The sequence below is a fragment of the Neobacillus notoginsengisoli genome, assembly GCF_003515685.1.
Taxonomy (GTDB): Bacteria; Bacillota; Bacilli; order Bacillales; family Cytobacillaceae; genus Bacillus_D; species Bacillus_D notoginsengisoli.
Map to the genome: position 1 here is coordinate 1 of NZ_QWEG01000020.1, position 26,699 is coordinate 26,699.

Annotated in this window: 19 protein-coding genes; all 19 read right to left on the bottom strand. The window is 37.2% G+C overall.

Annotated elements, in window-relative coordinates; genetic code table 11:
- Positions 1–412 precede the first annotated feature (412 nt).
- Positions 413–1,345, bottom strand: coding sequence for an ATP-grasp fold amidoligase family protein (locus D1B31_RS21410; protein ID WP_118924308.1), 933 nt, complete (start codon positions 1,343–1,345; stop codon positions 413–415).
- Between the two features lie 88 nt (positions 1,346–1,433).
- Entirely contained in the window at positions 1,434–2,783 is a 1,350-nt protein-coding gene (locus D1B31_RS21415; RefSeq protein WP_118924310.1) for a lipopolysaccharide biosynthesis protein, read from the bottom strand.
- 154 nt (positions 2,784–2,937) lie between these two features.
- Positions 2,938–4,272 carry a glycosyltransferase gene (locus D1B31_RS21420; RefSeq protein ID WP_158587646.1) on the bottom strand — a complete coding sequence of 445 codons (1,335 nt, stop codon included), beginning with the start codon at positions 4,270–4,272 and terminating at the stop codon, positions 2,938–2,940.
- Positions 4,273–4,361: 89 nt separating this feature from the next.
- On the bottom strand, positions 4,362–5,495 hold the full coding sequence (locus tag D1B31_RS21425) for an O-antigen ligase family protein (RefSeq protein WP_158587647.1): 1,134 nt from the start codon (positions 5,493–5,495) through the stop codon (positions 4,362–4,364).
- Between the two features lie 47 nt (positions 5,496–5,542).
- Positions 5,543–6,841, bottom strand: coding sequence for a glycosyltransferase (locus D1B31_RS21430; protein WP_118924316.1), 1,299 nt, complete (start codon positions 6,839–6,841; stop codon positions 5,543–5,545).
- A gap of 28 nt (positions 6,842–6,869) precedes the next feature.
- On the bottom strand, positions 6,870–8,126 hold the full coding sequence (locus D1B31_RS21435) for a glycosyltransferase family 4 protein (RefSeq protein WP_118924318.1): 1,257 nt from the start codon (positions 8,124–8,126) through the stop codon (positions 6,870–6,872).
- Positions 8,020–9,225, bottom strand: a complete 1,206-nt coding sequence (locus tag D1B31_RS21440; protein WP_118924320.1) for a glycosyltransferase — start codon at positions 9,223–9,225, stop codon at positions 8,020–8,022. The genes D1B31_RS21435 and D1B31_RS21440 overlap by 107 nt, the downstream gene beginning before the upstream one ends.
- A complete protein-coding gene (gene wecB / locus D1B31_RS21445) occupies positions 9,225–10,349 on the bottom strand; it encodes a non-hydrolyzing UDP-N-acetylglucosamine 2-epimerase (protein WP_118924322.1) in 1,125 nt (374 codons plus the stop codon). Before wecB ends, D1B31_RS21440 begins: the two co-directional genes overlap by 1 nt.
- 4 nt (positions 10,350–10,353) lie before the next feature.
- Complete coding sequence (locus D1B31_RS21450) at positions 10,354–11,463, bottom strand: capsular polysaccharide biosynthesis protein CapF (RefSeq protein WP_118924324.1); 1,110 nt, start codon at positions 11,461–11,463, stop codon at positions 10,354–10,356.
- Complete coding sequence (locus D1B31_RS21455) at positions 11,460–12,482, bottom strand: nucleoside-diphosphate sugar epimerase/dehydratase (RefSeq protein ID WP_118924326.1); 1,023 nt, start codon at positions 12,480–12,482, stop codon at positions 11,460–11,462. Before D1B31_RS21455 ends, D1B31_RS21450 begins: the two co-directional genes overlap by 4 nt.
- Before the next feature lie 11 nt (positions 12,483–12,493).
- Entirely contained in the window at positions 12,494–13,693 is a 1,200-nt protein-coding gene (locus D1B31_RS21460) for a glycosyltransferase family 4 protein (protein WP_118924328.1), read from the bottom strand.
- 39 nt (positions 13,694–13,732) lie between these two features.
- Entirely contained in the window at positions 13,733–14,467 is a 735-nt protein-coding gene (locus D1B31_RS21465) for a GNAT family N-acetyltransferase (RefSeq protein WP_118924330.1), read from the bottom strand.
- Between the two features lie 11 nt (positions 14,468–14,478).
- Positions 14,479–15,108, bottom strand: coding sequence for a sugar transferase (locus D1B31_RS21470; protein ID WP_118924332.1), 630 nt, complete (start codon positions 15,106–15,108; stop codon positions 14,479–14,481).
- Positions 15,101–16,336 carry a DegT/DnrJ/EryC1/StrS family aminotransferase gene (locus D1B31_RS21475; RefSeq protein WP_118924334.1) on the bottom strand — a complete coding sequence of 412 codons (1,236 nt, stop codon included), beginning with the start codon at positions 16,334–16,336 and terminating at the stop codon, positions 15,101–15,103. Before D1B31_RS21475 ends, D1B31_RS21470 begins: the two co-directional genes overlap by 8 nt.
- Positions 16,337–16,437: 101 nt before the next feature.
- Positions 16,438–18,264 carry a polysaccharide biosynthesis protein gene (locus D1B31_RS21480; protein ID WP_118924336.1) on the bottom strand — a complete coding sequence of 609 codons (1,827 nt, stop codon included), beginning with the start codon at positions 18,262–18,264 and terminating at the stop codon, positions 16,438–16,440.
- 445 nt (positions 18,265–18,709) lie between these two features.
- On the bottom strand, positions 18,710–19,474 hold the full coding sequence (locus tag D1B31_RS21485; RefSeq protein ID WP_118924338.1) for a tyrosine-protein phosphatase: 765 nt from the start codon (positions 19,472–19,474) through the stop codon (positions 18,710–18,712).
- Between the two features lie 97 nt (positions 19,475–19,571).
- Entirely contained in the window at positions 19,572–20,276 is a 705-nt protein-coding gene (locus D1B31_RS21490) for a CpsD/CapB family tyrosine-protein kinase (protein ID WP_420846140.1), read from the bottom strand.
- A complete protein-coding gene (locus D1B31_RS21495; protein WP_118924342.1) occupies positions 20,266–21,015 on the bottom strand; it encodes a YveK family protein in 750 nt (249 codons plus the stop codon). Before D1B31_RS21495 ends, D1B31_RS21490 begins: the two co-directional genes overlap by 11 nt.
- A gap of 555 nt (positions 21,016–21,570) precedes the next feature.
- Positions 21,571–26,106: a S8 family serine peptidase gene (locus tag D1B31_RS21500; RefSeq protein ID WP_240035386.1), complete on the bottom strand. Its 4,536-nt coding sequence runs from the start codon at positions 26,104–26,106 to the stop codon at positions 21,571–21,573.
- Positions 26,107–26,699 lie beyond the last annotated feature (593 nt).

Consider the following 26,699-nt stretch of genomic DNA (forward strand, 5'->3'; position numbering starts at 1 on the left):
GTTACGTTGTCACAGGGCTTCAACCTTAGGATTTCTCCACCAGTTGCCTGTCAGCTAATGAGCGTCTTGGTACTTACTCAGATTGGACTTTCACCAATTAGCAATTAACGGCTTGCCTGGGCACGCAGCAAAATAAAAGCCCTCCAGCCACAGCTGGCTGGGGGATTTAATTCCTATTGGTTAGCCAATATACCTAGTCAATTTGCACACAAACTGTGGAACAACCAATCGATAAAACTAGAAATAACGGGGATTGACAGGCACTTAACATAAAAAATCATTAATCAACTTTATGCTAATTACTATGCGTTAATACAAAATGAAAATATCAATAGATACATTTTTGTTATTTTTTACTTCAAATAACTTACCATATAAACTAACAACTTTGATTCATTCACCTAATACCCGACTATATTTTTTTCGCTATTTTTTTACTAACCTTAATTTTCTCATTCTTCAGATTTATCAAATCCCCCCAAATATACTGATATTTATTGGGTGATATATCATGAGATCCACCTTGGTGAAAAGTGATTTCGCCAAAAATAATTTCACCATTAAGGTTATAAAAGTCTACTCTACACGCAGCAAATGGCCTAGATAAAATATTTGCATACTCAATCATTAAGTCAAAGTTTTTTGGTTTTTTAATTAATGTTTCATCGAAGTTTGGACGACGCAACCTTATATTCATATTATTAAAGTCTAAATCATAAACATTTCTTTTTGCCCCCGCGTTATGAGATCCATCTTCAGCCGCTGTTTCAATATCTACACATAAAAATTTAGCCTGCCCATCAAAACAAAAAAACCTATAGTCAACCAAACCTATTTTTGAATTTTTATCCTTGAGTACTTTCTCGCAGATAATCTGTGGTTTAATATTTTTATAATTCCATTCCCTTGAATTCCAATAATAGTTCTTACTCATCAAATTCTGCAACTTTTGTTTTATCTCATCAATAGGAAATGCACTCTTATCTTTACACCAAATGTTTCCATCAGATAAGTGATTACATTTAAGGAAAAATTCATTCGGTAGCTTAGATAAATCAATTTCCTCGGGATTAGAGTATATAGCATACACTTCATTTAAAATATGAGATAGTCCACATTCCTTAACATAGTCCCTGACCTTAACCTTATCGGTACAGATGGTTGTAAGTGAATCTCTATTAAATATATGCAACCACCATAGTTTTTCATTAAATGTTACAGGGTTATTTAAATTAAATTTGTATCCATAATATTTTTTAAAATAATATCGTATATAAAGAGAATCCGGCATTAATTTATATAGTATTTTTTTTGCATTAGAGGGTATTTTTCCAATAATCGACATTATAATCTCCTTCTAAAGGTAAATAATTCATTTTTATAACAAAGCCCTAATCAAACTTCTCCTAATTCCAATATAATTATTATTGCATTCAAAAGCTTAAGTTGATTTTATCAAATCTTTTACATTTTAGAATCACTTTGAAAATAAGAATTATATTTAGTATTGCACCAGAAATGCTGAACAAGGCTATTGCCATGATGTCACTGTTAAAGAAATATGCACCTACTATTAAAAGGCCGAATCTAATCACCAAACTAACGTTTGTAAACAATAGAAAAAACCGTTGTTCTGATATTACTGGTATTACCCTAACACTTGGATTGTTTAAAAACATAAAATAAGTCCATAAAGCCATCCATCTAGCATATTCCCCTGCAATCTCCCAACTAGTACCAAAAGTAAAACTAAATACTGCTGGTCCAAATAAAATAATAAACCCGAATGGTATTAAACCAACTAACGCTAGAAGTTTTGTAGCTTTTAGGACTAATTTAGATGCTTTCTCTTTGTTATTGACAGCTTCAGCTATTCGCGGATAAAAAACATCTCCAACCGCTTTTCCTATTATTTGAGCAGGCATTGATAATAATCTATTTCCAATAACATAAAAACCAGCAGATGCAGGTCCGAAGAAAGTTGTTAGCATTAACATAGGTAAACTTTGTGTTACTCCATTAACAAGCATTTCAGGGGCTCTATAGATTGGAAAGTCCTTATACGACTTCGCTAAAGATCTAAACGGTAATTTCTTTTTAATTTTATTTTCATTTCGTAATTCCTTTTTAATATTCATTGAAAGTAATACCGTATTTAACATTTGTCCTACTGTTGTTAGAACAATAAGTACTGTTGCAACAGGATAGTAAAAACCCATTCCAACTTTTGCAATATTTAATATGAGAGCATGATAAATAGTAACCTTCGCTTTAATACTAAAAAGTTTTTTTCGTATTATCCACTGTTCTGTAACCTGAAGAAAAGTGGAGAGTAATAAATAAAAAGGAATTATTATTAAATATGGAAAAAGTACATCCATGTTCAATAGAGATAATAGGTCTCTACCAAATAAACCAAGTAAAATTGAAACTAAAACAGAAGTTGATACCCCTATATAAACTGAAAAGGCAGCTAACGTCTTTGCTTCGGTATCATCTCTTGGAAGTACAATTGCCATTGGATACGTTAATGCAACAACTGGTCCAATTATACTAGTCAAAGAAGCAAAAACCCCTAAAATTCCAAATGCCTCTGGACCATAAATTCTTGTAATTAAAGGAGAAAATAGAATACCAATTAATTGTGCTATTGCTGTACCTGAAGCAACGGTGAATACATTTCTAATAAAGGAGCCCTTGTTAAACCCGTTTAATTTGTATCTGAGGTTTTTTAAGATAATCAATGACCTTTTTTTGATTGTAAATCCTCCAAATAAGCTCAACTATTTCTTACCCCACTAACATCATTATTTTCCTTTATTAGCATTATAAGATAGTTCTTCCTACCGAGTGCTATACCTATAAGTCCCACAAAAAGTTCAACTTAATCAAATTTCAGTTTCATAGAACTGTTATTAAAATTATGCATTATTATTCTCAAGAAGATCTTTCAATTAAGAATATAAAATCTTTAATTATATTTAAATAATTATATTTATTTACAAAGGCCTCATCAGAATTAAATGTAGGTTCTAATCCCTTTTTGAATCTTTTATATTCATTTAAGATATATTCTTTTAATAAAATATAATGTTCTGCTTGCATCTCTTCATAAGCAATACCTATTTTAGAATTGTGAATCATTTGATATATTTCACTATTTGCCTTATTACCACTCACAAGAGCAATAATAGGCTTATTAAATAACATATATTCCAATATCTTTCCTGGAAAAACACCTTCTTCTCCATTATTATTCCAAGTAGATAATATCAAATAGCGTGATTTACACTGTAATTCTAAACAATCTTTTCTTGATAGGGTACCGTGGTTAACCAGTATGTCCTCAATTGAATACGCCTGTGCCTGCTCGAAAAGAATATTAAACTGTGAACCTGCATACCAAAATTCTATATCATATAAGTCAATTTTTTTCTCTTTAGCAAGTTCGCTTAACACCCTAAATAAAGGAGTAATTTTCCTTTTCCCTCCATACAAAGCACCTGGATATACTAATGAGAATTTTTGGGGTTTATCTTGTGAACCAATTTCATCTAAGTCTTCTATATCGTATCCATTAGGTATTACATATGATTTATCATGATACTTGTTCTTACATATTCTATCTAAATAGCCTTCAGAAACAGCAACAATGTAATCAGCATTCTTACATGCCTTTTTTTGTAGATACCTATTATAATTTTTAAATAAAAATGGTGTATCTTCCAGTACCATCGGATCTCTGAAATCACAAATCCACTTGATATTTGGAAATTTTCTTTTTAACCATAGTCCACTTAAAAGGGAAGCAGTTGGGCCAAAGGTAGATATACAAACCTCATATTTTTTATATGTTTGGGGATTACTTTTTACATTCTCCTTAAAAACTTTAAAAAAGTCATAAGACTTATACAGTGATATTGAATAGCGTATATTAAAACTAATAGTCTTTCTAATTGAGTATGATTTTTTTAATTTATTCTCAATAGACTTGCTATTGCCTTTTTGAATAGATAGGTTTTTTTTGTTGAGTTTATTCATAAGCCTATTATAGAAATTTAAGAAAGGGGTAGTATGATTAAGCTCTGTTATCCTATCTATAGGCTTAATGTCCTCTTTTAATTTTTCATCTTTTTCATTTTTTAAAGAGGTTGTAACCACATCTACATTATATTTATTTTTTTTTAAATACTTAGCAATTTTAAGAGGCCTAATTGCCCCTATGGCATTTTCTGGAGCAAAAAGGTAACTGATGATTAGTATGTTTTTCACAATCTATAACCAACCTTGTTAGAGTTTATTAATAAAGCGTATAAGAAAAAAAGTAGGCGTCTAGAAACCATGTATTTCTATTAAAGAAGTTAAAAGAAAGAATTATCTTTTTTTATTTTTTTCATCAAATGGTAATTTACTATAATAGAAGAGATTATTAGTGCATTCCATAAAAATCTTTTATTCATAGAGTCAATAAAAAACGCTGGAACCAAACCGCTAATTAAAATGGCTAATGCCAAAAACAATCTTTTTTTTATCACTGTATATAATATACTTAATATAAATCCCAAGAAAACTATTCCACCTATAATGCCTTGTTCAAAAAAAACTGTAAAATATGTGTTATGCATTACCTTTGATGTCATTGCCAAGTAACTACCTAAACCATAACCAAAAATAGGATTTTCTTTTAACAATTCAAAACCATATTTCCATAAAATTGTACGGTTACTACCACTGTCATAAGTATCAAATCCAAAAATTCTATCTAATAAGTATGGGTTAACAAACCTGTTTAGCAGAAAAAAACTAGCTAAGAGTGTCGTTAAAGATATTAATGTAATTTCCCCTACTTTTTTAAACTTTAATCTATTTTCTATAAAAGCCTTGCCAACAAAGATAACAGTTGAAGCTAACACCGCAGTAATAAATCCCGCTCTTGATCCAGTCTTAAATAATGCAATAAATGAAAGTAGAAATACAGTAACAAACATAAGCTTTAAAACCAGTGACTTAGATTTGAAAATTCTCCATAATGAATAAGTAGTTGATATTACAATAAAGGCAGCTAAATTATTCGGCTCTGAATTTGCCCCAAATAATGCAATTACAAATCTTTCTCCACCATCATAGGGCTGAGCAAAAAACACAACCAAAATAACTGAAACGAAACTACCTATGAACATACTGTTTATAAAAAGGCTAATGTCACTTCTTGTGAATTTAACAGCTGTTATTACGACATAAAACATTATTATATTTATATAACTATTAATATAAATTTTTGCGGTGTCTATAGAAGGGGTCCAGAATACACTAACTAGAGCTAAGAAAAGCCAAAACAATAAAAATATTTGGGGCATTCCTATTAAAATTTGCTCGTTATTTTTATATGCACTGGCTAAAATTAGAACCAATATTGCTGCACCTAAATATTTTAGGCTAGATGCACCAGTAACATTATTTAGAGCAAATTCTATTGCACTTAATCCAAAATACATGGCGAGCATATAGCTATATGCGGGACGTTTAACTCGTAATTTATAACTTATAATTTTTCCTCTCCTTTTTCAAAACTTTTTATCTCCGTACAAAATTCATTGTAATTATTATTCTCATCAAATAAATGTTCCCAATGATTTCTACAGTTTTGGCGAATTTTTTGATATGTCCCATTATCCATTTCAATAAACTTAACTATTAGCTTTGAAAGCTGTATTACTTTAAAGTCCTTTTCAATGAGATAACCACATTTATTGTCAATAACAGCTTCAGATGTCCCTCCAACATTCGTAGCTATAATAGGAATACCAAATGACATCGCTTCAATTATTGATACTGGCATACCTTCACTTTCTGAAACATTTATAAACAAATGTGGGGTTTTTTTTGAGTAGTAGTTCATAATTACTTCATTTGAGATAGCGCCTTTTAATTCAACCTTAATATTCATTGGTAGTTTCTTTGCTAGACCCTTTACCTCCTCTTTTAACACACCTTCTCCAAAGTGTACCCACTTTATATTATATTTACTTATATAGGCCAAGGCCTCGATTATTAAATGCACCCTTTTAACATTTACGATATTTGAACATGATACAATAGTGAATGTTTCCTTTTCTTTTATATTAAATACTATCTCATTATTAAGACAATAATCCTTTGTACCAAGACGAGAAGTTCTCAACTTACTAGAGTCTTTTATTTTTTCGCTAAGAAACTTTTTCCCGTTTTCAGAGACTGAAAAAATAAGATCTAAAGACTTATAATATTCTTCTCTATAGGGCAAATAAAAATTTAGTCTATCACCACCATATACATCTGATGTACCGTGAGCCCTACTAATAGCCTTTAACTTTATTTTAGGATTTGCCTTTATAATTTCATTTTTCAAATTACTTACAGCCCCTGCTAACGACGAAAACCAGTAAGAATAAAGAATTATTTCTCCCCATTCAGTAAAATCAATTCCTTTAAGTTCTTCTTTAACCTTTCTTTTGATAACCTCTTGATTAATGGTGTAAATGAAGAGTATTTCTACTGTTTTTTTATTGAGAATTTTGTTTGTATACAAATATTTCAATTCAGTCCAAAATGCTTTATTGGTCATGAGTTTATGTCCAGTTTTAAGTATTTCCATTACTTTAGATTTTCTCTCAAGCCTTTTAACTTCAACATTTTTAAATGGGATTTCCCTTACATCTGGTGTATTAGCTGTTCTAAAGCAAGGTATTAAGATTACTCTATCAAAATTTCGGGATAAATATTTTATTTCACTATTGAAAAATTGTTCACCATATTGTGTGTAGGGATACCAGCATGTTAAAACCACTAAACACCTTTTCAATCTAACTCAATCCTTATTATATATATTATTATGTTTCAATTATGCTTTTTAATTTTTGCATTTGTTTTTTATATTCTCTTTCTTTTAAGTCAATAAATATATTATTTTCTTTTAAATATTCTTTTTCTGAGATTATTTTTTTTAATATTTGTGCTGCTTCAACTAGATTGTTTTCTCGGAATAAATTCTTTCTTTTCACAACTCTTTCAATATTTGACTTATGATCCTCCATAATTGTTGGACAACCACACACCTGCGCATGAATAGAACTTAGAGTTGTTTCTTTTGGAAAAATGCAAATATCACTTGCTGAATAATATTTTCTTAGTTCTACAAATGGTTTCACTTCATCTATAATTAAAGGAATTTTACCCTTTAGGTTTTCTACCTTTTTATTAAATTTTTTCATGTAAAGATCATCTTTTGGACCAATAAATAATAGTTTTAATCTGTTAGCTTTAATAAAATCCATTTCAAGCATATCAATAATATCCAAAATAAGATCTGGTCTCTTTGAATAATTAAATTTCCCGATATATGAAATTATTATATCTTGTTCTTTAAAACCATAATTTAACCTAATATTTTCTCTTTCTTTTTCATCGTAGAACATTATTGTTTCATTATAACCATGTGGTAAAAAGTCTATTTTTTTATTACTAATGCCTATTTTCTTTAAATATTCATATTCCTCATCGCCTAAAGCAAAGATTACATTATATATATTTGTATTATTAATAATACTTGCAAAAAGAGTTCTATAAATCATATAAAATAAATGTCTAAGCTTATTTTTTGATGCAACCCACGACATATGGCAATCCCGTACAATTATATAGTTGGGTTTTTTTCCCCATAAATATAAATCCTTAAAATCTCCAATTCCATGCATAAATACAATATTAGGCTTAATCCCTTCAATTTGGGTTCTTAAATTTTTTAAAACCAATCTACTAGATACTTTAAATCTAACTCCTAACCTAATAATCCTTACACCAGTCTTTTCTTCAAACTCTTTATCTTTCTTATAATCTACTTGTTTATGAAAAGGTGACATATCATCAGAAGTTATAAGAAAAACTTGGTCATTAGTTTCCTTACTAGCAATTAATAATTCATTTATTTGATAACCAGCTGTTGGATCAAAATAATCTTCAACATGTATTATTCTCATAGTCTCACCTAAATTTTTGGTATAAATCAATATAGTCCATAAACCTATCTTCTTTATTATAAAAAGCCTTTGCTCTATCAATACAGTAAGATTGATAGCTTTTCTTTCCATTTTCTTGAACTTTCTTTATTGCATGTATTAGTTCATTTATACTTTTATTTTCAATAATGTAACCACTTTTTTCATCAATACTTTCATAACTTCCACCTGTTTTGAAAGTAATTACAGGGGTTCCACAAGCTAAAGCCTCAATGTTTGTTGTTGGAAAATTATCTTCTAAAGTTGGATTTATATAAACATCAGATGTTGAATAAATTTCTGCTAGCTCCTTCAAATTATTGGTTCTTTTTAATCCGACTATATTTCCAGGTAGAGATTTAATTTGTGTATTATTTAAACCAATCATAACTAGCACTTGGTCAGAAGAAAGATTATTTGATAGGTCTAAAAAATATCCGTAACCCTTCCTTGTTGTCCATTCACTTGCTACACCTAATATAATAAATTTTTCTTGTAAGCTATATTTTTCTCTAAAGTTACTTTCCATAGGTCTAAATTTTTCTAAATCTATACCGTTATTAATTACTTTAATAGGGTATTCGGATAAAAAAGTTTTTTTTGCAAGTTTAGCAAGCCATTCAGAGGGGGTTACAATGATTAAATTATTTACCCCTGTAAAAGCTTCCTTTTTCCTAGCGTAGTTATTTTTTGAATTATTGAACAAATAACTAGATGGATAACTTTTTTTTTGAATACATTTATGTTCACCGTTAATATCCCAACATTCACAACCACTATAATCAAAATAAGTACAATGACCAGTAAAAGGCCAACAATCGTGCAATGTCCAAATGACAGGTTTTTTATTTTTTTTTAAGTACTCGAATAATAATTCGATATTTAAATAGTATCCATGAATATTATGGAGATGGATTATGTCAGGGTTAAGTTCACTTACCCTATTTAAAAATTTTTTAGTAGCCCTTTTTGATCCAAAACCATGTTTGTCAGTTATTCTTGTTTTAGCTACATGTAAATAATTATCAATGCTAGTCCCTATGCGTATAACATTCTCATTGTTACCAGGATTATTTCTACCGTACCCAATGTAACTTTCATGTCCGTGTTTCACAAGGATAGTTTGGATATCAGTAGCAATTCTTCCGGTACTTCCAATTCCACAAACAGAATTAATTTGTAATACTCTCATTACTTACCCCACACTACTCTATTAACATAATCTGTATAAGACAGTATAATTCTTAAAACCTTCTCTGATACATTAGGCACACTATAATCTCCAACACATTTTAATATATTTTTATCTTGCGTTTCTAAAATCTCAAGCCCCTGTAATATTCTTTCCCTTTTAAGGCCTACCATCATGACTGAAGCTTCTTCCATCGCCTCTGGTCTTTCATGTGCCTGCCTGATATTAAGCGCTCTAAAACCAAGAATTGATGATTCCTCACTAATTGTTCCACTATCACTTAGAACTGCTTTCGCTTTGATTTGAAGTTTCACATAATCATTAAAACCTAAAGGTTTCATAGTTTTCACTAGTGAATTAAATTCAATCCCTTTACCTTCAATCATTTTTTTTGTTCTTGGATGTGTACTTACAATGACTGGCATTTTATATTTTTCTGCCACAGCATTTAAACTATCAACTAAATCCAAAAAGTTAGTATCTGAATTGATATTTTCTTCTCTATGGGCTGATACAACAAAGTACTCTCCTTCTTTAAGTTCCAATCTCTCTAATACATCTGATTTTTCAATATCATCTTTTCTTGAGTTTAGAACCTCAAACATTGGGCTACCTGTTTTAATTATTCTATCGGCGGGTAATCCTTCTCTTAACAAATATTCTCTGGCTATATCGCTATATGTTAAATTGATATCCGCAATATGATCAACAATTTTTCTATTTGTTTCTTCTGGAACTCTTTGATCAAAACACCTATTTCCGGCTTCCATATGAAAAATAGGAATTTGCCTTCGCTTTGCTGCTATAGCACATAAGCAGCTATTTGTATCTCCTAACACTAAAAAAGCATCCGGTTTAACCGCTTCTAAAATTGGATCAATCTTAATTAGAATATTTCCTACGGTTTCTACTGCAGTTCCCGTTGCTGCATTAAGAAAGTAATCGGGCTTTTTCAACTTGAAGTCATTGAAAAATACTTCATTTAATTCGTAGTCATAGTTTTGGCCAGTATGAACTAAAACGTGATCAATCGCTTCTGATTCTTCTAATTTATTTATTACAGCAGACAGTCTTATTATTTCGGGTCTTGTCCCCACCACTGTCATTACTTTCAGTTTTTTCAATGCGTTAAACCTCCAAGTAAAATGTATCAGGTCGTTCAGGGTCAAACTGTTCATTTGCCCACATAATCGTGACCATATCGGTATTCCCAAGATTTTCAATGTTATGTGTGTACCCTGTAGGAATATCAACGACTTCTAGTTTTTCTCCGCTAACAAAGTATTCTATTACTTCTTCAGTATCAATCTTTCTAAAGCGAATAACCCCTGTGCCACTTACCACCAAGAATTTTTCGTTTTTTGTATGATGCCAGTGGTTTCCTTTTGTAATGCCCGGTTTGGAAATGTTAACTGAAACCTGGCCTCTATCCGGCGTCTTAATAAACTCTGTGAAAGATCCACGATTATCTATATTCATTTTAAGTTCATAGCTAAATTGCTCTTCTGGCAAATAACTTAAATACGTGCTATACAATTTTTTAGAAAAAGAATCTGCCATATTAGGAATTGAACGATCTTTTCTACTCTTCTTAAAAGAATAAATGAGGTCCACAATTTCTCCTAGGGTACTCTGGTATGCAACTGGCACTTCACAGAATTCTCCTACAGTAGTTTGATTTCCATTTAAAGCGCGTGTTAATTCTTCTATAACATCATCTATATAAACAAGGTTCATTTTAACACTGGGATCGTTGACGGTAATTGTTAAATTATGAGCAATGTTATGACAGAAGGTTGCAATTGCACTGTTATAATTTGGCCTGCACCATTTACCGAATACATTAGGAAGTCGATAAATTAGCACCTTTGCTCCTGTTTCTTTTCCATAATTAAAGAGCAAGTCTTCACTAGCCTTTTTGCTAATACCGTATGGATTGTCCAGTCCAGCCTGAATAGAGGATGAGACCATTATTGGGCAAGTGTTTTGATGTTTTCTTAATGTATTTAGCAAGATTGAAGTAAAGCCGTAATTTCCATCCATATATTCCGACTGGTCTTTAGGGCGGTTCACTCCGGCTAAATGAAAGACAAAGTTAGCTTCTCGACAGTATTCATCCAGCAAATTAGGATCCGTATCTTTCCCATATTCAAGAATATAAGTATAATTTTGATTTCTTAATTCTGCTACTAGGTTCTTTCCGATAAACCCCTTAGCACCGGTCACAAGAATTTTCATGCTCGATTCCACCTTCCTAATTCTTCTTGGACGTAATCGAGCGTTAATAACCTATCTTTAATCTCTTCAATATTTAATCTTCTGGTGTTATGAGAGTTATATTCCTCTTGTTTCGAAATCTCCTTATCCCCTTCAACAAAATACTTATCGTAGTTAAGGTCCCTTTTATCAGCAGGCACTCTGTAGAAGCCCCCTAAATCTTGTGCCACAACATGTTCTTCTCTAGTTAGAAGGGTTTCATACAATTTTTCACCATGCCGTGTACCAATAATTTTGATATCATTATCGGAATTAAATAATTCCTTAACCGCTTGTGCTAAATCGCCAATAGTTGACGCTGGGGCTTTTTGAACCATAATATCTCCGGCCTCTGCATTTTGGAAGGCAAACACTACGAGCTCGACAGCCTCTTCCAAGCTCATTAAAAATCTTGTCATATTCGGGTCCGTTACTGTAATTGGTTTCCCACTCTTTATTTGCTCAATAAACAGAGGAATAACTGATCCTCTTGAAGCCATTACATTCCCATAACGAGTGCCGCAAATAAGTGTTCTATCAGGATCGACTGTATTTGCTTTTGCCACAAAGACCTTTTCCATCATAGCTTTAGAAATTCCCATTGCATTGATTGGATAGGCTGCTTTATCAGTAGATAAACAAATAACTTTTTCTACTCCCATCTCAACCGCACCGGTTATGACATTATCTGTTCCTAATACATTAGTTTTTACAGCTTCAAGCGGGAAAAATTCACAGGAAGGAACTTGCTTTAAGGCAGCAGCATGGAAAATATAATCTACTCCATGCATAGCGTTTTTTACACTTGCCAGGTCTCGTACATCTCCAATATAAAATTTAAGTTTTTCATTTTTATATAGTTTTCTCATGTCATCCTGTTTTTTTTCATCACGTGAAAAAATACGAATTTCTTTAATAGCAGTATCTAAAAATCTTTTCATAACCGCATGTCCAAAAGACCCAGTTCCGCCTGTAATTAATAAGGTTTTATTAGTAAACATCCCACTTACCTCTATTCATTAAAATGATTCTCTAATAATTCTACAGAATGCCGTACATTGAAATGTTCTTCTATATATTCCCGTCCATTTTGGCCCATTGCTGTTAAACTTTTGGACTTAGAAATTTCCTTTATTTCTTTAATAAAGCTTTCTTTATCCCCTGACCAAACCCACATCCCGCAAAGCGCATCTTCAATTAATTCTTTAAGGTCAGTACTTCTATCAGTTGCTGCCAAAACTGGTTTACCGTATTCCATATATGAAAGAATTCGAGAAGGATAATTAGGTATAGTAAATCTAGGATCTAATACAATTAATCCAACATCGCATTCTTTTGTTATCTGTTCGTATTCTTCTCTCGGTAAGTTCTCAATTACTAGCGCATTTTTTACATCATTCTCAATAATCGCTTTTTCAAGTTTATGTCTATCTGTTCCTCTTCCAATAAAGAGAAAGAACAATTGAGTTTCATCTTTACATTCTTTTATTGCTTCACATAATAATTCGATATATTGTGGTCTTCCCATATTTCCTCCAAATAAAAAAACACATGCTTTAGAAGGTATGCCTAATTTGTCTCTCATTGGAAATTCATTAATAATAATGTTACCCTCTAACTTTTTTGTATTAGGGAAGATTTCTAGCTTTCCAGGATCTAACCATGGATTGTGTTTAATCACATACTGTTTATTTGCAATTGACATGCAGCCGATAAAGTCAGCAACCTGCAAAAGCTTCTTTTCTTTTAATTTGAAATAGCTGTATAAGAGACTCTTCTCTTTTATAATTCCTAAATCCAGAGCGTTTTGAGGAAATATATCTTTAAGCATAAGATAAGATGGACAGTTAAATTTCTTTTTGGCCCATTCTACAAGTCCAGCATTTGTTACAGGCGGAGACTCAAACAGGATAAAATCAAATTTTCTGTTACCCAGGTACTTACTTATCCCTTTTTTCATCAATACTGGGATTTTAAGAGTAGTAATTCCTTTTTCAATAAAACCTACATCGTAGTAATTACCTGTCACAATTCGCAAGACTTCAAAACCACGTTCCATTTTTAGTTCAGTTTGCTGTTTATTCTTGGCCTGCTCAGATACTGCAACTGTTATCTCATGGCCAGCTTCATTTAAAGCTTCCGCTAAATCTGTATATATAGTAGCTCCCTTTCCAGGTTCAGGAAAGGAAGTCGCGATGTATAAAACCTTCAAAGAGATCTCTCCTCATTCAAAAGCGGAATCATATATTTATTACGCATTATTCCATAAATGATACACTTGGTGGCACCCAACCTGTTTACAACCTACTTTTTGATAAAAATTTAAGGCAGCTAGATTCCGTAATTGTGTTCCAACTTTAATTAATTGAATTCCATTCTCCGCCGTTGAATATTCCACAGCTTTAAATAGCTCTGTTCCTATTCCACTTTTAGCAGTTTCTGTTGAAACAGCTATCAATTCAATAACACACAAATTATTTGAAAAGGAATATAGAACAAAGCCATTTAGCTTATCGTTTTCACCTCTATAAATAGCAAAATATTTATCGGACTTTTCAAATGAGTTGAGGAGCCAGTGATAATACACCTTTTCTCCTCCACGCTCACTAAGTTGGGGATCTGCAGTAAACTTTGAATATTGAAAGTCCGCCATTTTAAGAATTTGTTCATTCTTTTTTAACGATTGATGAATTGTTATATTTGATGGTAACTCAAAGGGTCCTTGTATTTTTTTTTCAAACTGAATATTTACATCTACTAAAAACGCTGAGGTATCTTTTCCAATATAATAGGCATTATTTGGTTCGGAATTTTTATTTTCTATTGAAACAAACTCGTATTTATTAAATCTATCCTTTAAGTTTACCCAATCATGAAATACAATCGTGTTTTTGAGAACCGCCTTAGCAGAAGAGATTCCAAAAAACTGAGTGTCCCAATCAAGTTCGTAAAAGGCTATTGATTGTTCATCATTTGGTTTAATCATTACCTAACCTCCTACACACTTAATTTCTTATTACTCTTTTGATTTGGATTCTCCTCATTTACAAACACTGCTTCCCGCTTTAATACTGATATTGCTGTTTTAATAAGTACTCTAAGATCAAGCCAAAATGATAAATTGTCTATATAATAAATATCATTTTGAATCCTTTCTTTCCATGGTACAGTATTTCGAAAATATGCTTGATTGAACCCTGTAACCCCAGGTTTAACTTCTAACTTCCGACCTTCGTTTCCTTCATATAAATCCTTATGCTCAGGTAAATCAGGCCTTGGTCCGATAATGCTCATGTCGCCTTTTATAACATTTATTAATTGAGGGGTTTCATCCAAGCTTGTCTTTCGTATAAACTTCCCTACCCCCGTCAATCTAGGATCATCTTCGGAATTGAATGTTGAACCATCGTCATTTCTTATGTCTGGTGCATTCAGTTTCATTGAACGGAATTTATACATTTTGAATATCTTTCCATCCTTACCTAAGCGATGAGCATTATAAAAAATTGAACCTTTGTCTTGAAAGTAAATAATTGGGCCAATAGCAATTAGAATTATTAACCAAAATGGTAATGCTATAATTGCTAATGCTAAATCTAAAAGCCTTTTAAAAAAATTCTTATACATTCTGACACCCCACGCTATTCTTCAATACAGTTTTAAAACATTGAATAATATACTCGACATCCTCATCACTCAGCAAAGTATGAAGCGGAAGTGTTATTTCATTTTGGTACAAATTAAAAGCATTAGGATAATCATTAATGTCAAAGCCTAAATTTTTATATGCAGTCAGCATTGGAAGCGGCTTATAGTGAACATTACATGCGACTCCCGCTTCAGCCATTTTAATAATAATTTCGTTTCGAGCTTTCTCCTCTATTCCCGGTATTCTGACTAAATAGAGATGACCGGATGAAGTAGAGATTCCATCATAATGTTCTAGTCTTTGAAGACCTAACGGAAGAAGTTCTTTATCATACTTTTCAATAATTCCTTTACGCCTTTGAACCAAATCCTCATATCTGTTTATCTGGGCTAATCCAATCGATGCCATAATATCAGTCATGTTACATTTATAAGCAGGATAGACAATGTCATACTCCCAAGCCCCGATTTGTGTTTTAGCTAGTGCATCTTTTGATTGGCCATGAAGGCTATAGAGCATAAATTGTTGATAAAGCCATTCATCATCCAACCCTAATTCACTACGCCAAACTACCGAACCACCTTCTGCAGTTGTTAGGTTTTTCACCGCATGGAATGAGAAACAGGTAAAGTCTGCAACTTGCCCGGAGTTCAATCCATTTCTATTGGCGCCAAATGAATGAGCAGCATCGGCCATAACAATTACTCTATTAAACAACTGTTGTAGCTCATTGTTTGCTTTAAATAAAGTTTTCTTACTTTCAATCACTTTAAAGATTGTATCGTAATCACACATTTTCCCTGCAATATCGACTGGAATGATGACTTTGGTTTTTTCAGTAATCGCCTCAGCTAATTTTATATAGTCCATTTCAAAGGAATCAGGCGCTGTATCAACTAGGACAATTTTTGCTCCCACATGGTCAATAATCGAGGCTGATGCTGTATAAGTGTAAGCTGATGTAATGACCTCATCTCCAGGGCCAACTCCTAAAATCCTTAAAGTAAGCTCCATCGCTGCGGTGGCTGAATTCAAGCAAACAGCTTTTTTCGTTCCAACGTATTCAGCAATTCTTTTTTCGAACTCTTTCGTTACTGGTCCTGTGGTGATCCAGCCTGATTTTAATGCATTTACTACTTCTTCAATTTCAGAGTCTGTTATATCTGGCGGCGAAAAAGGGATGTTCCGTTTTTTCATATCTATCATTAAATTTTGCTCCCCCTTTGACTTATTCTTAAACAAAATAACAGCCCCACACATAGAAATTTAATCATTCCTATGTAGGAGCTCGAATTTATATATAGTAATTAAGCATTGCTAACAATTGAAAGCTTTCTATTGATTTTCCTGTTCGCCAAATTAATGACAAATGTCTTCATCTCTTCTGAAGAGAAGCTCTCAAACTTCCTAAGAAGATAATCCACTTCTTCTTCCTGCTCCAGCACTGCTTTCCCAATAAAAATCTTCGGATAAATAGGCTCTGGATGGACTTCTTTTTCGTTCAGAAGTTCTTCAAACATCTTCTCCCCAGGACGGATTCCAGAGAAATTTATCCCGATTTCTTCTATAGTATAGCCCGACAGTTTGATCAGGTTTTTGGCGAGGTCGACGATTTTGACTGGCTCGCCCATATCAAGGACAAAAATCTCTCCCCCTCTTGCAAGTGCGCCTGCCTGGATAACTAGCCTGGATGCTTCCGGGATTGTCATGAAATACCGTGTCATGTCCGGATGGGTTACGGTTACCGGACCGCCATCTTGAATTTGTTTTTTGAACAATGGAATAACGCTGCCACGGCTGCCGAGTACGTTTCCGAACCGAACAGCGACGAATTTTGTTTCGCTTTCCTGATCGAGCTTTTGGATGATCATTTCAGCAATCCGTTTTGTTGAGCCCATAACGTTTGTCGGGTTGACCGCTTTGTCGGATGAAATGAGGACAAAAGTTTTCACACCGAACACGTCTGCGGCCTCGGCAACGTTCTTTGTGCCAAAGACGTTGTTTTTGACCGCTTCCCTAGGATTGTATTCCATGAGCGGCACATGTTTATGGGCTGCCGCGTGATAGATGACATCTGGCTTATGTTCTTCCATGACTTCAAACATTCGGTTGCGGTCCTGGATGTCGCCGATGACTGGGACGATTTCGATTTTGTCTCCATACGCTTTTCTTAGTTCCATATCAATCAAATAGATGCTGTTCTCCCCGTGGCCGAGGAGGACGACTTTTCCAGGAGTAAACTTGCAAATTTGACGGCATATTTCCGAGCCGATTGAGCCCCCTGCCCCTGTGACGAGAACAGTTTTGCGGGAAATATTCCCTGATATGCTGTTCATATCAAGCTTAACAGGTTCCCTGCCAAGCAGATCCTCAACTTGAACGTCCCGAAATTCGCTGACAGATACCTTACCGGTTACAAGGTCTTCAAGCATCGGAAGGATTTTCGTCTTTGCTTTCGTCTTGGCGCATTCTGTGTAAATCCGGTTCATCCCCTGCCTGTCCAGTGATGGAATGGCGATGATGATATGGTCGATGCTGAGCGCTTCGACAACGTCATGGATGGAATCGATCCCTCCCATGACAGGAAGACTCAAATATTGGAGCTTCTGTTTCCGCTGGTCGTCATCAATGAAGGCAATTGGACAAAGTTCCGACTCCAAATTTTGTTGAAGCTGCCTCGCGACCATCAACCCGGCTGCGCCGGCACCAATGATCAATGTCCGTTTGTTGGCACATCTTTGTTGAAAGAATGAATCCCTCAGTGTCCGCCAGAAGAAGCGCGATCCGCCAATCGCCAGTAAATAAATCATCCATGTACTGGCTAATGCCCTCATAAAAATGCCCCCGTAAACGAAATACTCTACTAGGGCGGTTGCAAGGACGGATAGGGAAACAGCCCTGCCAATCGCAATCAATTCGCCGATGCTTGCGTATTCCCATGCTTTATGGTAAAGACCGTAATAAAATGAAAAAATATGATGGCTAATAAGCATGGTGAGCGCGCTGGCTGAAATCATCGCGAACGACGTGATGCCGAGTGACGGGTGGAGCGGGATGTAGCTGATATACACTGCGGACAGGACCAGGATTGAATCAATCAAGACCAGCAGCGGCAGACGGAATTTAAAGGCCACGTGTTCATTTCTCCTTTGTAACAGATTTTTATAAATTTTCATTAAAATGGAATCAAAGAGCAATAGTTAGCTAGTTAGATTTATTTCCCAACATGTTTTCACTGCGTATGCGTTGAAAACTTTGTCGAAAAAAAGCTATAATAAAAAAAAGTAAATATTTAATGAAAAAATAGCTGTTTACCCCTATTCTTTCATTAAATATCTACCGATACACACAGTATGTAAGCGTGTTTCATTTTTGCCAATTTTCACTCTTATGATAAAAATTGTGGGCATCTAACCCGTCCTCACACCATGCAAGCGACGACACGCGTCTAAGGAGTCTTACTCCCACTGCATAGCCGAGTGCTTCCAGGTGTAACGGACAGGAAAGCATCGCCGGCCTGGATCCATTCCAGGCAAACTATTTTTAAAATCTCTGGTGACAGGGTTTATTTGACGTGCATTAAAAAAGGCCGAGAAATTTCTTCTTTTTGATACGGGCAGGAATCTCACGATGGGCGTGCTTCCCTTCGATGAGGAGTTCTGCATTTTCCTTGAGCAAAAATACCATATCGGAACCGAAGGCTGAATGGATTGTATTGTATGCTTTTTCCATTTTAAAGCCCCGGTTTGTTACGTTATGGGCATCGGAAGCTAGAAAGTGTGTCAGGTTGGACTCCAAGAGTTGTATGGAGAACTTCTGGATCTTTTTGCCGAACTCTCCTGCTGCACTTGCCGCCGTGATTTGCGACAGAGCCCCTTTTTTAATGAGCTGGTAAAGTACTTCAGGACGCTCAATGATTTCCTGGTTCCGCTCAGGATGAGCGATGACCGGGATGTACCCTTTCAGCTGCAGATCGAAAAATAGTTTTTCCGTGTACCTTGGCACATGGCTTGCTGGCAGTTCGATTAACAAGTAATCGGAACCCGCCAGCGTTTGAATTTCCCCCTCAGCAACTCCATCAAGCAATTCTCCGTATATTCGGACTTCCTGGCCGGGCAAAATTTCTAAATCTACTTTTTCTTCTTTTAACTTTCGGTTTAACAAATGAACTTTTTCAATAATCGTTTCTTTCGGATTAATGTCGAAACTATTCAAATGATGGGGAGTGGCGATTACTTTTGTTATGCCTTGCTCCATGGCTACTTTTGCCATCATTATCGAGTCTTGCAGATTCTTGGCGCCATCATCGGCACCGGGCAGTATATGACAGTGAATATCGACCAAATTCCCACCATCTTTCCAAAATTATGGCAAACAGATGTGTCTTTAATACTATCAGCAGTGCGTTAAAGCGACAAGGGGGAGATTTTGTCGAATCTTGTCATCTTGTACCGTAGTATTGATAATAATAGTCATTTCCCTTGATTTCTTTATGGTTTAAAACTGTTCCGAGCAGTTTTCCTTTTGCCGATTCGAGCAGTTCTTTCGCCTTCGTGACTAGCTCGATTTCCGTCTTTCCGCTGTAAATGACAAGAAGCGTCCCATCGCATTTATTGGCGAGTATCTGCGCATCGGTTACGGCCAGAACTGGGGGCGTGTCGAAAAGGACCATATCGAAATGGTCTTGCGCTTCTTTTAAAAGATGATCCATCGCGGCGGCCCCTAAGAGCTCTGCCGGATTAGGCGGAATCGGCCCGCTTGTCAGGACATACAAATCTTCAACTTCAGTTTTTCTGATGGCTTCCGGGAAGGCAACCTGCTTTGTCAGGACATTCGTCATGCCAAAGGTGTTCGGCACGTTAAAGGTGTAATGGACAGTCGGCCTTCTCAGGTCGGCGTCGACAAGAAGTACCTTTTTTCCCTGCTGGGCAAACACGACAGCCAGATTGGCAACTGTTGTCGATTTGCCCTCTGAAGGGCCAGATGAGGTAACCATGAGTGATTTGATTTCGTTATCGATTGATGAAAACTGGATATTTGTCCGGATTGTCCGATATTGTTCCGAAATGGTTGATCTCGGGTCAAAGAGAGTGACCAATTTGACCTTGCTTGGTGCGATCATATTCCGTCTTTTTCTAAGAGCCAAATGTCTCACCTCTTGTTCTTTTTCTCCGCTCATTGCGCTCGGTCCGCTTTGCCTTCATTTCCACTAGCTGGTCACTGTCAATCGTCGCAATGACGCCAAGGACGGGCAGGCCAAGGATTCTATCAATATCTTGTTCTGTTTTAACCGTATTATCGAGGTATTCAAGCAGGAATGCCACGCCAACACCAGCCATCAGTCCGACTACAAGGGCAATCGCTATGTTCAATAGCGGCCTTGGTTTGATTGGAGACGGGTTTTCGGCTAGCTCTGCTTTCGCAAGAATTTTTACGTTATCAACATGCATAATTGATTTGATTTCTGTTTCAAATACTTCTGCTGTTTCATTGGCGATTGTGACGGCCATTTTCGGGTCGGTATCCTGGACAGAGATGTTCAAAACCTGCGAATCGCGTTCGCTTCCGACGTTAATTTTCGGATTAAGATCCCCTTCATAGTTAAGGTTTCTTTTCACAATATCAAGGATGGCCGGGCTCTTAATAATGACGTTGTAGGTGTTGATCAGCTGCAGGTTTGTTTGCACTTCGTTCGTGCTAATCATCGGCTGGTCTTTTTTCGCCTGGTTTACGAGGAGCTGTGTAGATGCCTGGTAGACCGGGGTCAGTACAAAAAACGAAATAATAGCGCTGGCAAGAACAGCCACCGCAGTAATTGCTATGATAAGTTTTAGGCGTTTTTTTAATGTTTCAAACAATTCTTTTAAACTAATAGTCTCTTCCATTCGGTCCTCCCGCTTTCTGTCGAACTAAGGCCATTATACCACCTTAGAATGGCGCAAAATATGTAAAATCAGTGAGAATTTTACCGTAATTCCAACCCATTAATCTCAATTAAACCATATATTTGCTAAAAAATGTAGGAGTTTTTCACATTTACCAATATTTAGATGGTCTTATTTGCTAGTTTGGGGGTAGTGAAGCACGGGGACGGTTCCAGTGCCTCACTGTGTTTTCTATAGGGAAATAGAAACGGGGTTAGGAGCTTTGGTATATCGAAGGTATAGTAGAGGAATGAAACATTAATAGTATGGGCATTTGGCGTAGGGTTATCTACGCCATTGGGTTTGGTTACGTTAGTTCGCTTGTGCACGCTCAAAGAAGTGAAACCCGTTTATACGTAAAGGATTCAATGGTAGTAATGTTTAAGGGGAAGCCAATGATTCGGCTTCCCCTCTTTTTCATTCTTTTTTAGCTAGTCTCTCGGCCTTTCCGCGGTTGTTACAGTTAAAGGCACTTACGTGGTGGCCGGTTTTTCTTTTGCTAAGAGCGGGTTTGGTCTACAGCTTTGTTGACTGGATGCCTGTGTAGTTGCTGTAGACTTTCTTGCCGTTGACGACGCGGTAGGCTCTTACTTTGTAGTAGTAGGCCTTGCCCTTCTTTAACTTCGTGTTTGTAAAGGATTGGGCGGATCCTGATTTGACTAGCGAATATTTTCCGCCTTTCGTTGTTGAACGATAGACTTCATAGCCGCTTGCTCCGTTTACTTTCGACCAGGAGACTTTGATGGATGTGCTGCTGGCTTTGGCGGTTTTGAAACCGGACGGCGTCTTCGGAACAGGCTTGCCGCTTACGGCACTAGAATACGGGCTGACGAGCTTCTTGCCTTCGACTGTGCTGTAAGCCTTTACCTTATAGTAGTAAGTTTTACCGGTTCCGAGCTTGTTGTGCGCGAAACTGGTTGTGCTGCCTTTTGTGATTGTGGCGATTTTTTTGTAACTGCCGGTCTTCGAAGTGGCCATGTACACTTCGTAGCCTGTAGCGCCGGAGACTTTTTTCCAGCTGACTGTCAGTTTGTTATAGTCGCTTGATGCAGCTTTTACGGATGTTGGCGCGGCAGGGTTCTTCACATACCGTGCATACACATTCGTATCCGCGACGATTAGGGAATTGAAGTTAAACTTTGTTTTCAGGTTCTTATCCTTATACCAGCCAATGAAGGTATAGCCCGCCTTGGCTGGAGCGGAAGGTGCTTTCACTTTCGTATCTTCGACTACGTCTTGCTGCTTGAGTAGCTTCGATCCATCATAAAACTTCACTTTGTACTTTGATTCGCCGCGGAAGATGTTGACTGTTTTCGTTGTTTTGTGGCCAGCGATGTCTTCCAGTTCGAGAGCAAAGGTGTTTGTTCCGAGATTCAGCGGAAGGACAGTTGACACTGTTTCCTTGATCCCTTTGATATCAAAGTTTTCAAAATTGAATTCTTTGCTGAACACTTCGTCGCCATCGATTTTGTAAATCAATGTTTCGTTCTGGTCAGAAATCGTTGCTTTCAAGGTGACTTTGTCAACGTTCTTTTTCACTTTGGATGGAACATCAACAGTTAGTACAGGTGCTGTTGTATCGACGAGCAGGTCACGGATGAGATAGTCGATTTTGTTCCCTGCAACATCGGATCCAGCAATTCTGATCTGTCTGTGGCCGTCCGCAAGTTTAATATTCGTGCTGAAATCATAGCGTTTTTCTTTGTCGTTCCAAACGAGCTTGACTGCTTTTCCGTCTACAGTCAACTCTTTCATCGGTGATGCATCTTTGACATAGCCAGTTACCTGGATGTCATTGTGGTCGATCACACTCGTTGCAGTCGGCGATGTCACGTGGATAAACGGAATGGTCGTATCGTTCATTCCATTTACAACTGCCTTTGTCGTATTGCCTGCAAAGTCGTGTGCGATGACTTCGACAGTTGCATCCTTTGCAACCGCTTCTTTTAATTTGTAGGTCGTTTTGTCCCCGGCCAAAGGAAGTTCCTTCTCGCCATAGACAGACTTGCCGTTTAGCAAAATGTCGTAGTAAGCAATGCCAGAACCTTTTCCGTCCGTTCCGGTGACGGTTACTGTATCACCTGATACTGCTGCCGTTACTGTCGGTGCAACCGTATCAACCAACACTGGGAACGTCATTTTTTGCGCTTTTTTGCCTGGGAAGTCAATGGTGGATGAAACTTCATAGAAATACTGGCCATCAGCCACCAACTTGTTTTTCACTTTTCCATCCCAGCCGGCTGAAGGAGTTAAGTAATATTGCGCTCCTCTGTTGCCGTCATTGAAGTTTTTACGGACGAACTCCTGGGACTTCAGCTTGCGAAGGACATTTCCGTCCTTGTCGACGATGTTGTATTCGACCACTTTCGCATTTCTCATGAATGAAAGGATCGGAACGGCGTTATCACTCACACCGTCGCCATTTGGAGAAATAGCAATCTGGCTTGTTTTCACCGAGTCGTCAGCCGGATTGTAGCCAAGGTAGTCGTAATTGTTATTGCCGTCTTTATCCTTGCCGGCATTCGTTACCAAGCCAGTCCATGCATAGAATGAGTCTTCGTCTTTGCCGTCGTAGATCATTTCGTCAAGGACAGGCGGCTTGTTCCAGTCGCCGTTAAAGCCGACATATGGAACGTGTAGCTCTGGGTTTTCATCCTTCACGTCTGTTAGTGTGACGAAGCCTTCAACGAAGTAGCCGTTTTCGAACAATTCATCGAGTGGCGCGCCGTAACCCCAGTCTTCCGTATTATTCAGGTCAACTGTTACTTCAACTGTTGCGGTTCCTTTTGCCGGAACTGACAATTGTTTTTTATTGAAGGAGATTGGGAATTCACCAACACCTGATTTAGGGTCAAAGTCCCCATCCGATTTATAGATTCCGTTTGCTTCCTGGGAATCAAAACCGCCGATGGCAAGATCGGTCTGGACATTGCCGCTGACATTATACGTTACAGCTTTGCCAGAGTAGTTTTTCGCCTCCAACGTGAAGGTTGCCTTATTTCCCTTGATTTCTTTCAATTCAACTTTTGCTGAATTTGTTCCTTTATTCGTTACAACAACAGGTGTGCCAAGGGCGTTATGCAATTGCATCAGTCCGGCACCCTGGCGGCGAGGAGAATATGGGTTGTGCATATAAGCGCCATTATAGGTCCCTTTGTCCTCGACCACTTTCGCTGTATTCATGAGGATGTTTTTTGCCATTTGAACTCTTGCTGCGCCAGTTAGTTCTGGGAAATCCTTTTTCACACGTTCTAATACAAGCGCGGAACCCCCGGAAACGTGTGGAGCTGCCATGGATGTGCCGCTCATTCCACCGTATTTATTGTCATTCAAAGTGGAATAAATGTTTCCGCCTGGTGCCGTGATTTCCGGCTTCAGGTCAAGGTTAGGCGTCACCCCCCAGGATGTAAAGCTCGACATTTGATCGGCGGTAGGGTTTACCGCTGTGATCTTGTCACCCTGGAACTCAATAGTTACTTTTGTACCTGCAACGATTTTGGACTTAAGCAAATCTCCGTCCGTTTTCAGCATGAAAAGCTGTGGAATCTTTATTTCAGGATCCGTTGCCATGCTTACATAACCAGCTGCATTGTTGTACACAATCACACCGGCCGCACCGGCTGCCTGGGCGTTTATCGCTTTTTCTACGAATGTCAGCGTACCGCGCTGAACAAGCGCATATTTCCCTTTGAAGTCTTTGCCTGCAAATTCCTCTGGCTTGCCGATACCGGCATCGAGGATTTCAAAAACCTTCTGAGACTGCTTATTCGGGTCTGCTGAGCTTGCCGACATGAACGGCGCTTTTCCGGCTTCAGCGCCGTCAAATGAATAAGTGGCCGCGAACATGTCGATAAAGCTGTTTTCAAGGGAAGCGACTTGAAGTGAATTTGTCGACAAGCCAGGCGCCCCTACAACACCTTTATCTGGATTTGAAGCAAGTGTGTTAAAGTATCCATCGCCCAAATGATTGGAGTTCCCGGCGGAGATGGACATCAGAACGCCGTTATCAATCCCTCTTTGGACTGCGACCTGCTCGGGATCATCTGGTGCGACGAATGCCCCAGTCGAACCTAGGCTCATATTGACAACATCGGCATTCAGCTTGATTGCGTCATCAATCGCTTTGATGATGATGTCGCTCCAAGTGGAAGGCATTTCAGGGTCATTGCCGAATACTTTCAGCCCAAGTAACTGAGCTTCCGGAGCAACCCCTTTAATGCCCCCATTTTTCTCGTCACCATTGGCTCCAACTGTTCCGGAGACGTGCATGCCATGCATGGAAGCGCCTGGGCCAAGATCGAGAATCTCGCTGTTTTCGTCATAATAGTTGTACCCGTAAGGAACTTTATCGGTATAGAACTTGCCGCGCAGCCCATTTGCCGCGACGGAAGCGTCAACCTTGTCCTTTGTTAAAGCGGCTTTGGCCTTGTCAGACAGGACCATGTCTTTATGGCTCGGGTCGATGCCTGTATCAATTACACCGACGATCATGCCCTCGCCTTTATAGCCATACTCGTCCCACGCTTTTTGGGCTTGGACAATGGCTTTGCTGTATTTCATGTCAGGCTTGATTTCCGGGCGTTGGTATTCATGCGCGATGGTTACCTTCGATACGCCATCAGTCCCTTCAATCAGCGGAATTTGTCCATATTCAACGACACCACTGAATCCATTGAACGTTGTGGTGAAGTTTTGCTTGTACTGCATTTTGATTGCTTTTTGCTGTAGTTTGGCTTTTACATTTGTTTGCGCGTCTACGGCTTTCTTTTGCAAGCTTGCTTTGATAGAACTAGACAGTTCGCCATATTTTTTCCCTTGCTTTGTCGCATATGTAACCGCGGGGTCGCCATCAACCTCAACAATTACACGGACCTTATCAGACCTTTTATAGGTTTGGTCCGCATTTTTTTCTTTTACTGTTTTTGAAAGGGAATTTCTTTCGGTTTGGCCCGCTTTTGGGGCGGCTTTACGTGCTACGTTTGGTGACGCAGCTTGGGCAAAACTAGAGAAGATCATTAAAAAGACTAGGAATAACGGTATAATCCTTTTCACTCTCAATACATTTCCTCCTTTTGGGTTCCTCAACTTCGACAACCTATCTATCTAGCAACCTTTTATTCTCGTAGGAAAAATGACCCCCTTTAGATTTTCCTTTTTTTGAACACAGTTAAATTTTAATTCAGAATTGGCCAAATTATCAATATATTTTGTATATCAAAATACTAAAATAAAACGACAAATTTTGACACGGGGAGAGGGTTCGACAAAGAGAGGGGGTTTTGGGTGGCTGGCGGTTTGGCAATGTTCTTTTAACTGGGAAGGAAGGGGACTGGATCGGCGAACGATGACTAGTGAATTTTGACTATGAATATTTTGCAAGTATAGCCATCCTCAGAGGATAACTATTCATAAGTCTTCCATCTAGTACGGAACTGCTAGTGAATTGGCTTGATTGAATAGTAAGTTTCTAGTGAACGATACGAAATTAACTAGCTAGGAATGGCTATTATTTCTCGCGATGAGTAGCCCGGGTCAGACGCCTACTACTTCGCGCAGCAACACATAGCAAATATTCACTAGTAGGAAGCAAGGGGACGGTTCTACTGCTTCATTCGACACCCGAATGAAGCGCTGGAACCGTCCCC

Coding starts and splice junctions, on each gene's coding strand:
- D1B31_RS21410 (WP_118924308.1), bottom strand. CDS start 1,345: ATGTCGATTATTGGAAAAATACCCTCTAATGCAAAAAAAATACTATAT.
- D1B31_RS21425 (WP_158587647.1), bottom strand. CDS start 5,495: ATGTATTTTGGATTAAGTGCAATAGAATTTGCTCTAAATAATGTTACT.
- D1B31_RS21435 (WP_118924318.1), bottom strand. CDS start 8,126: ATGGAAAGAAAAGCTATCAATCTTACTGTATTGATAGAGCAAAGGCTT.
- D1B31_RS21440 (WP_118924320.1), bottom strand. CDS start 9,225: ATGAGAGTATTACAAATTAATTCTGTTTGTGGAATTGGAAGTACCGGA.
- D1B31_RS21450 (WP_118924324.1), bottom strand. CDS start 11,463: ATGAAAATTCTTGTGACCGGTGCTAAGGGGTTTATCGGAAAGAACCTA.
- D1B31_RS21455 (WP_118924326.1), bottom strand. CDS start 12,482: ATGTTTACTAATAAAACCTTATTAATTACAGGCGGAACTGGGTCTTTT.
- D1B31_RS21465 (WP_118924330.1), bottom strand. CDS start 14,467: ATGATTAAACCAAATGATGAACAATCAATAGCCTTTTACGAACTTGAT.
- D1B31_RS21470 (WP_118924332.1), bottom strand. CDS start 15,108: ATGTATAAGAATTTTTTTAAAAGGCTTTTAGATTTAGCATTAGCAATT.
- D1B31_RS21475 (WP_118924334.1), bottom strand. CDS start 16,336: ATGATAGATATGAAAAAACGGAACATCCCTTTTTCGCCGCCAGATATA.
- D1B31_RS21495 (WP_118924342.1), bottom strand. CDS start 21,015: ATGGAAGAGACTATTAGTTTAAAAGAATTGTTTGAAACATTAAAAAAA.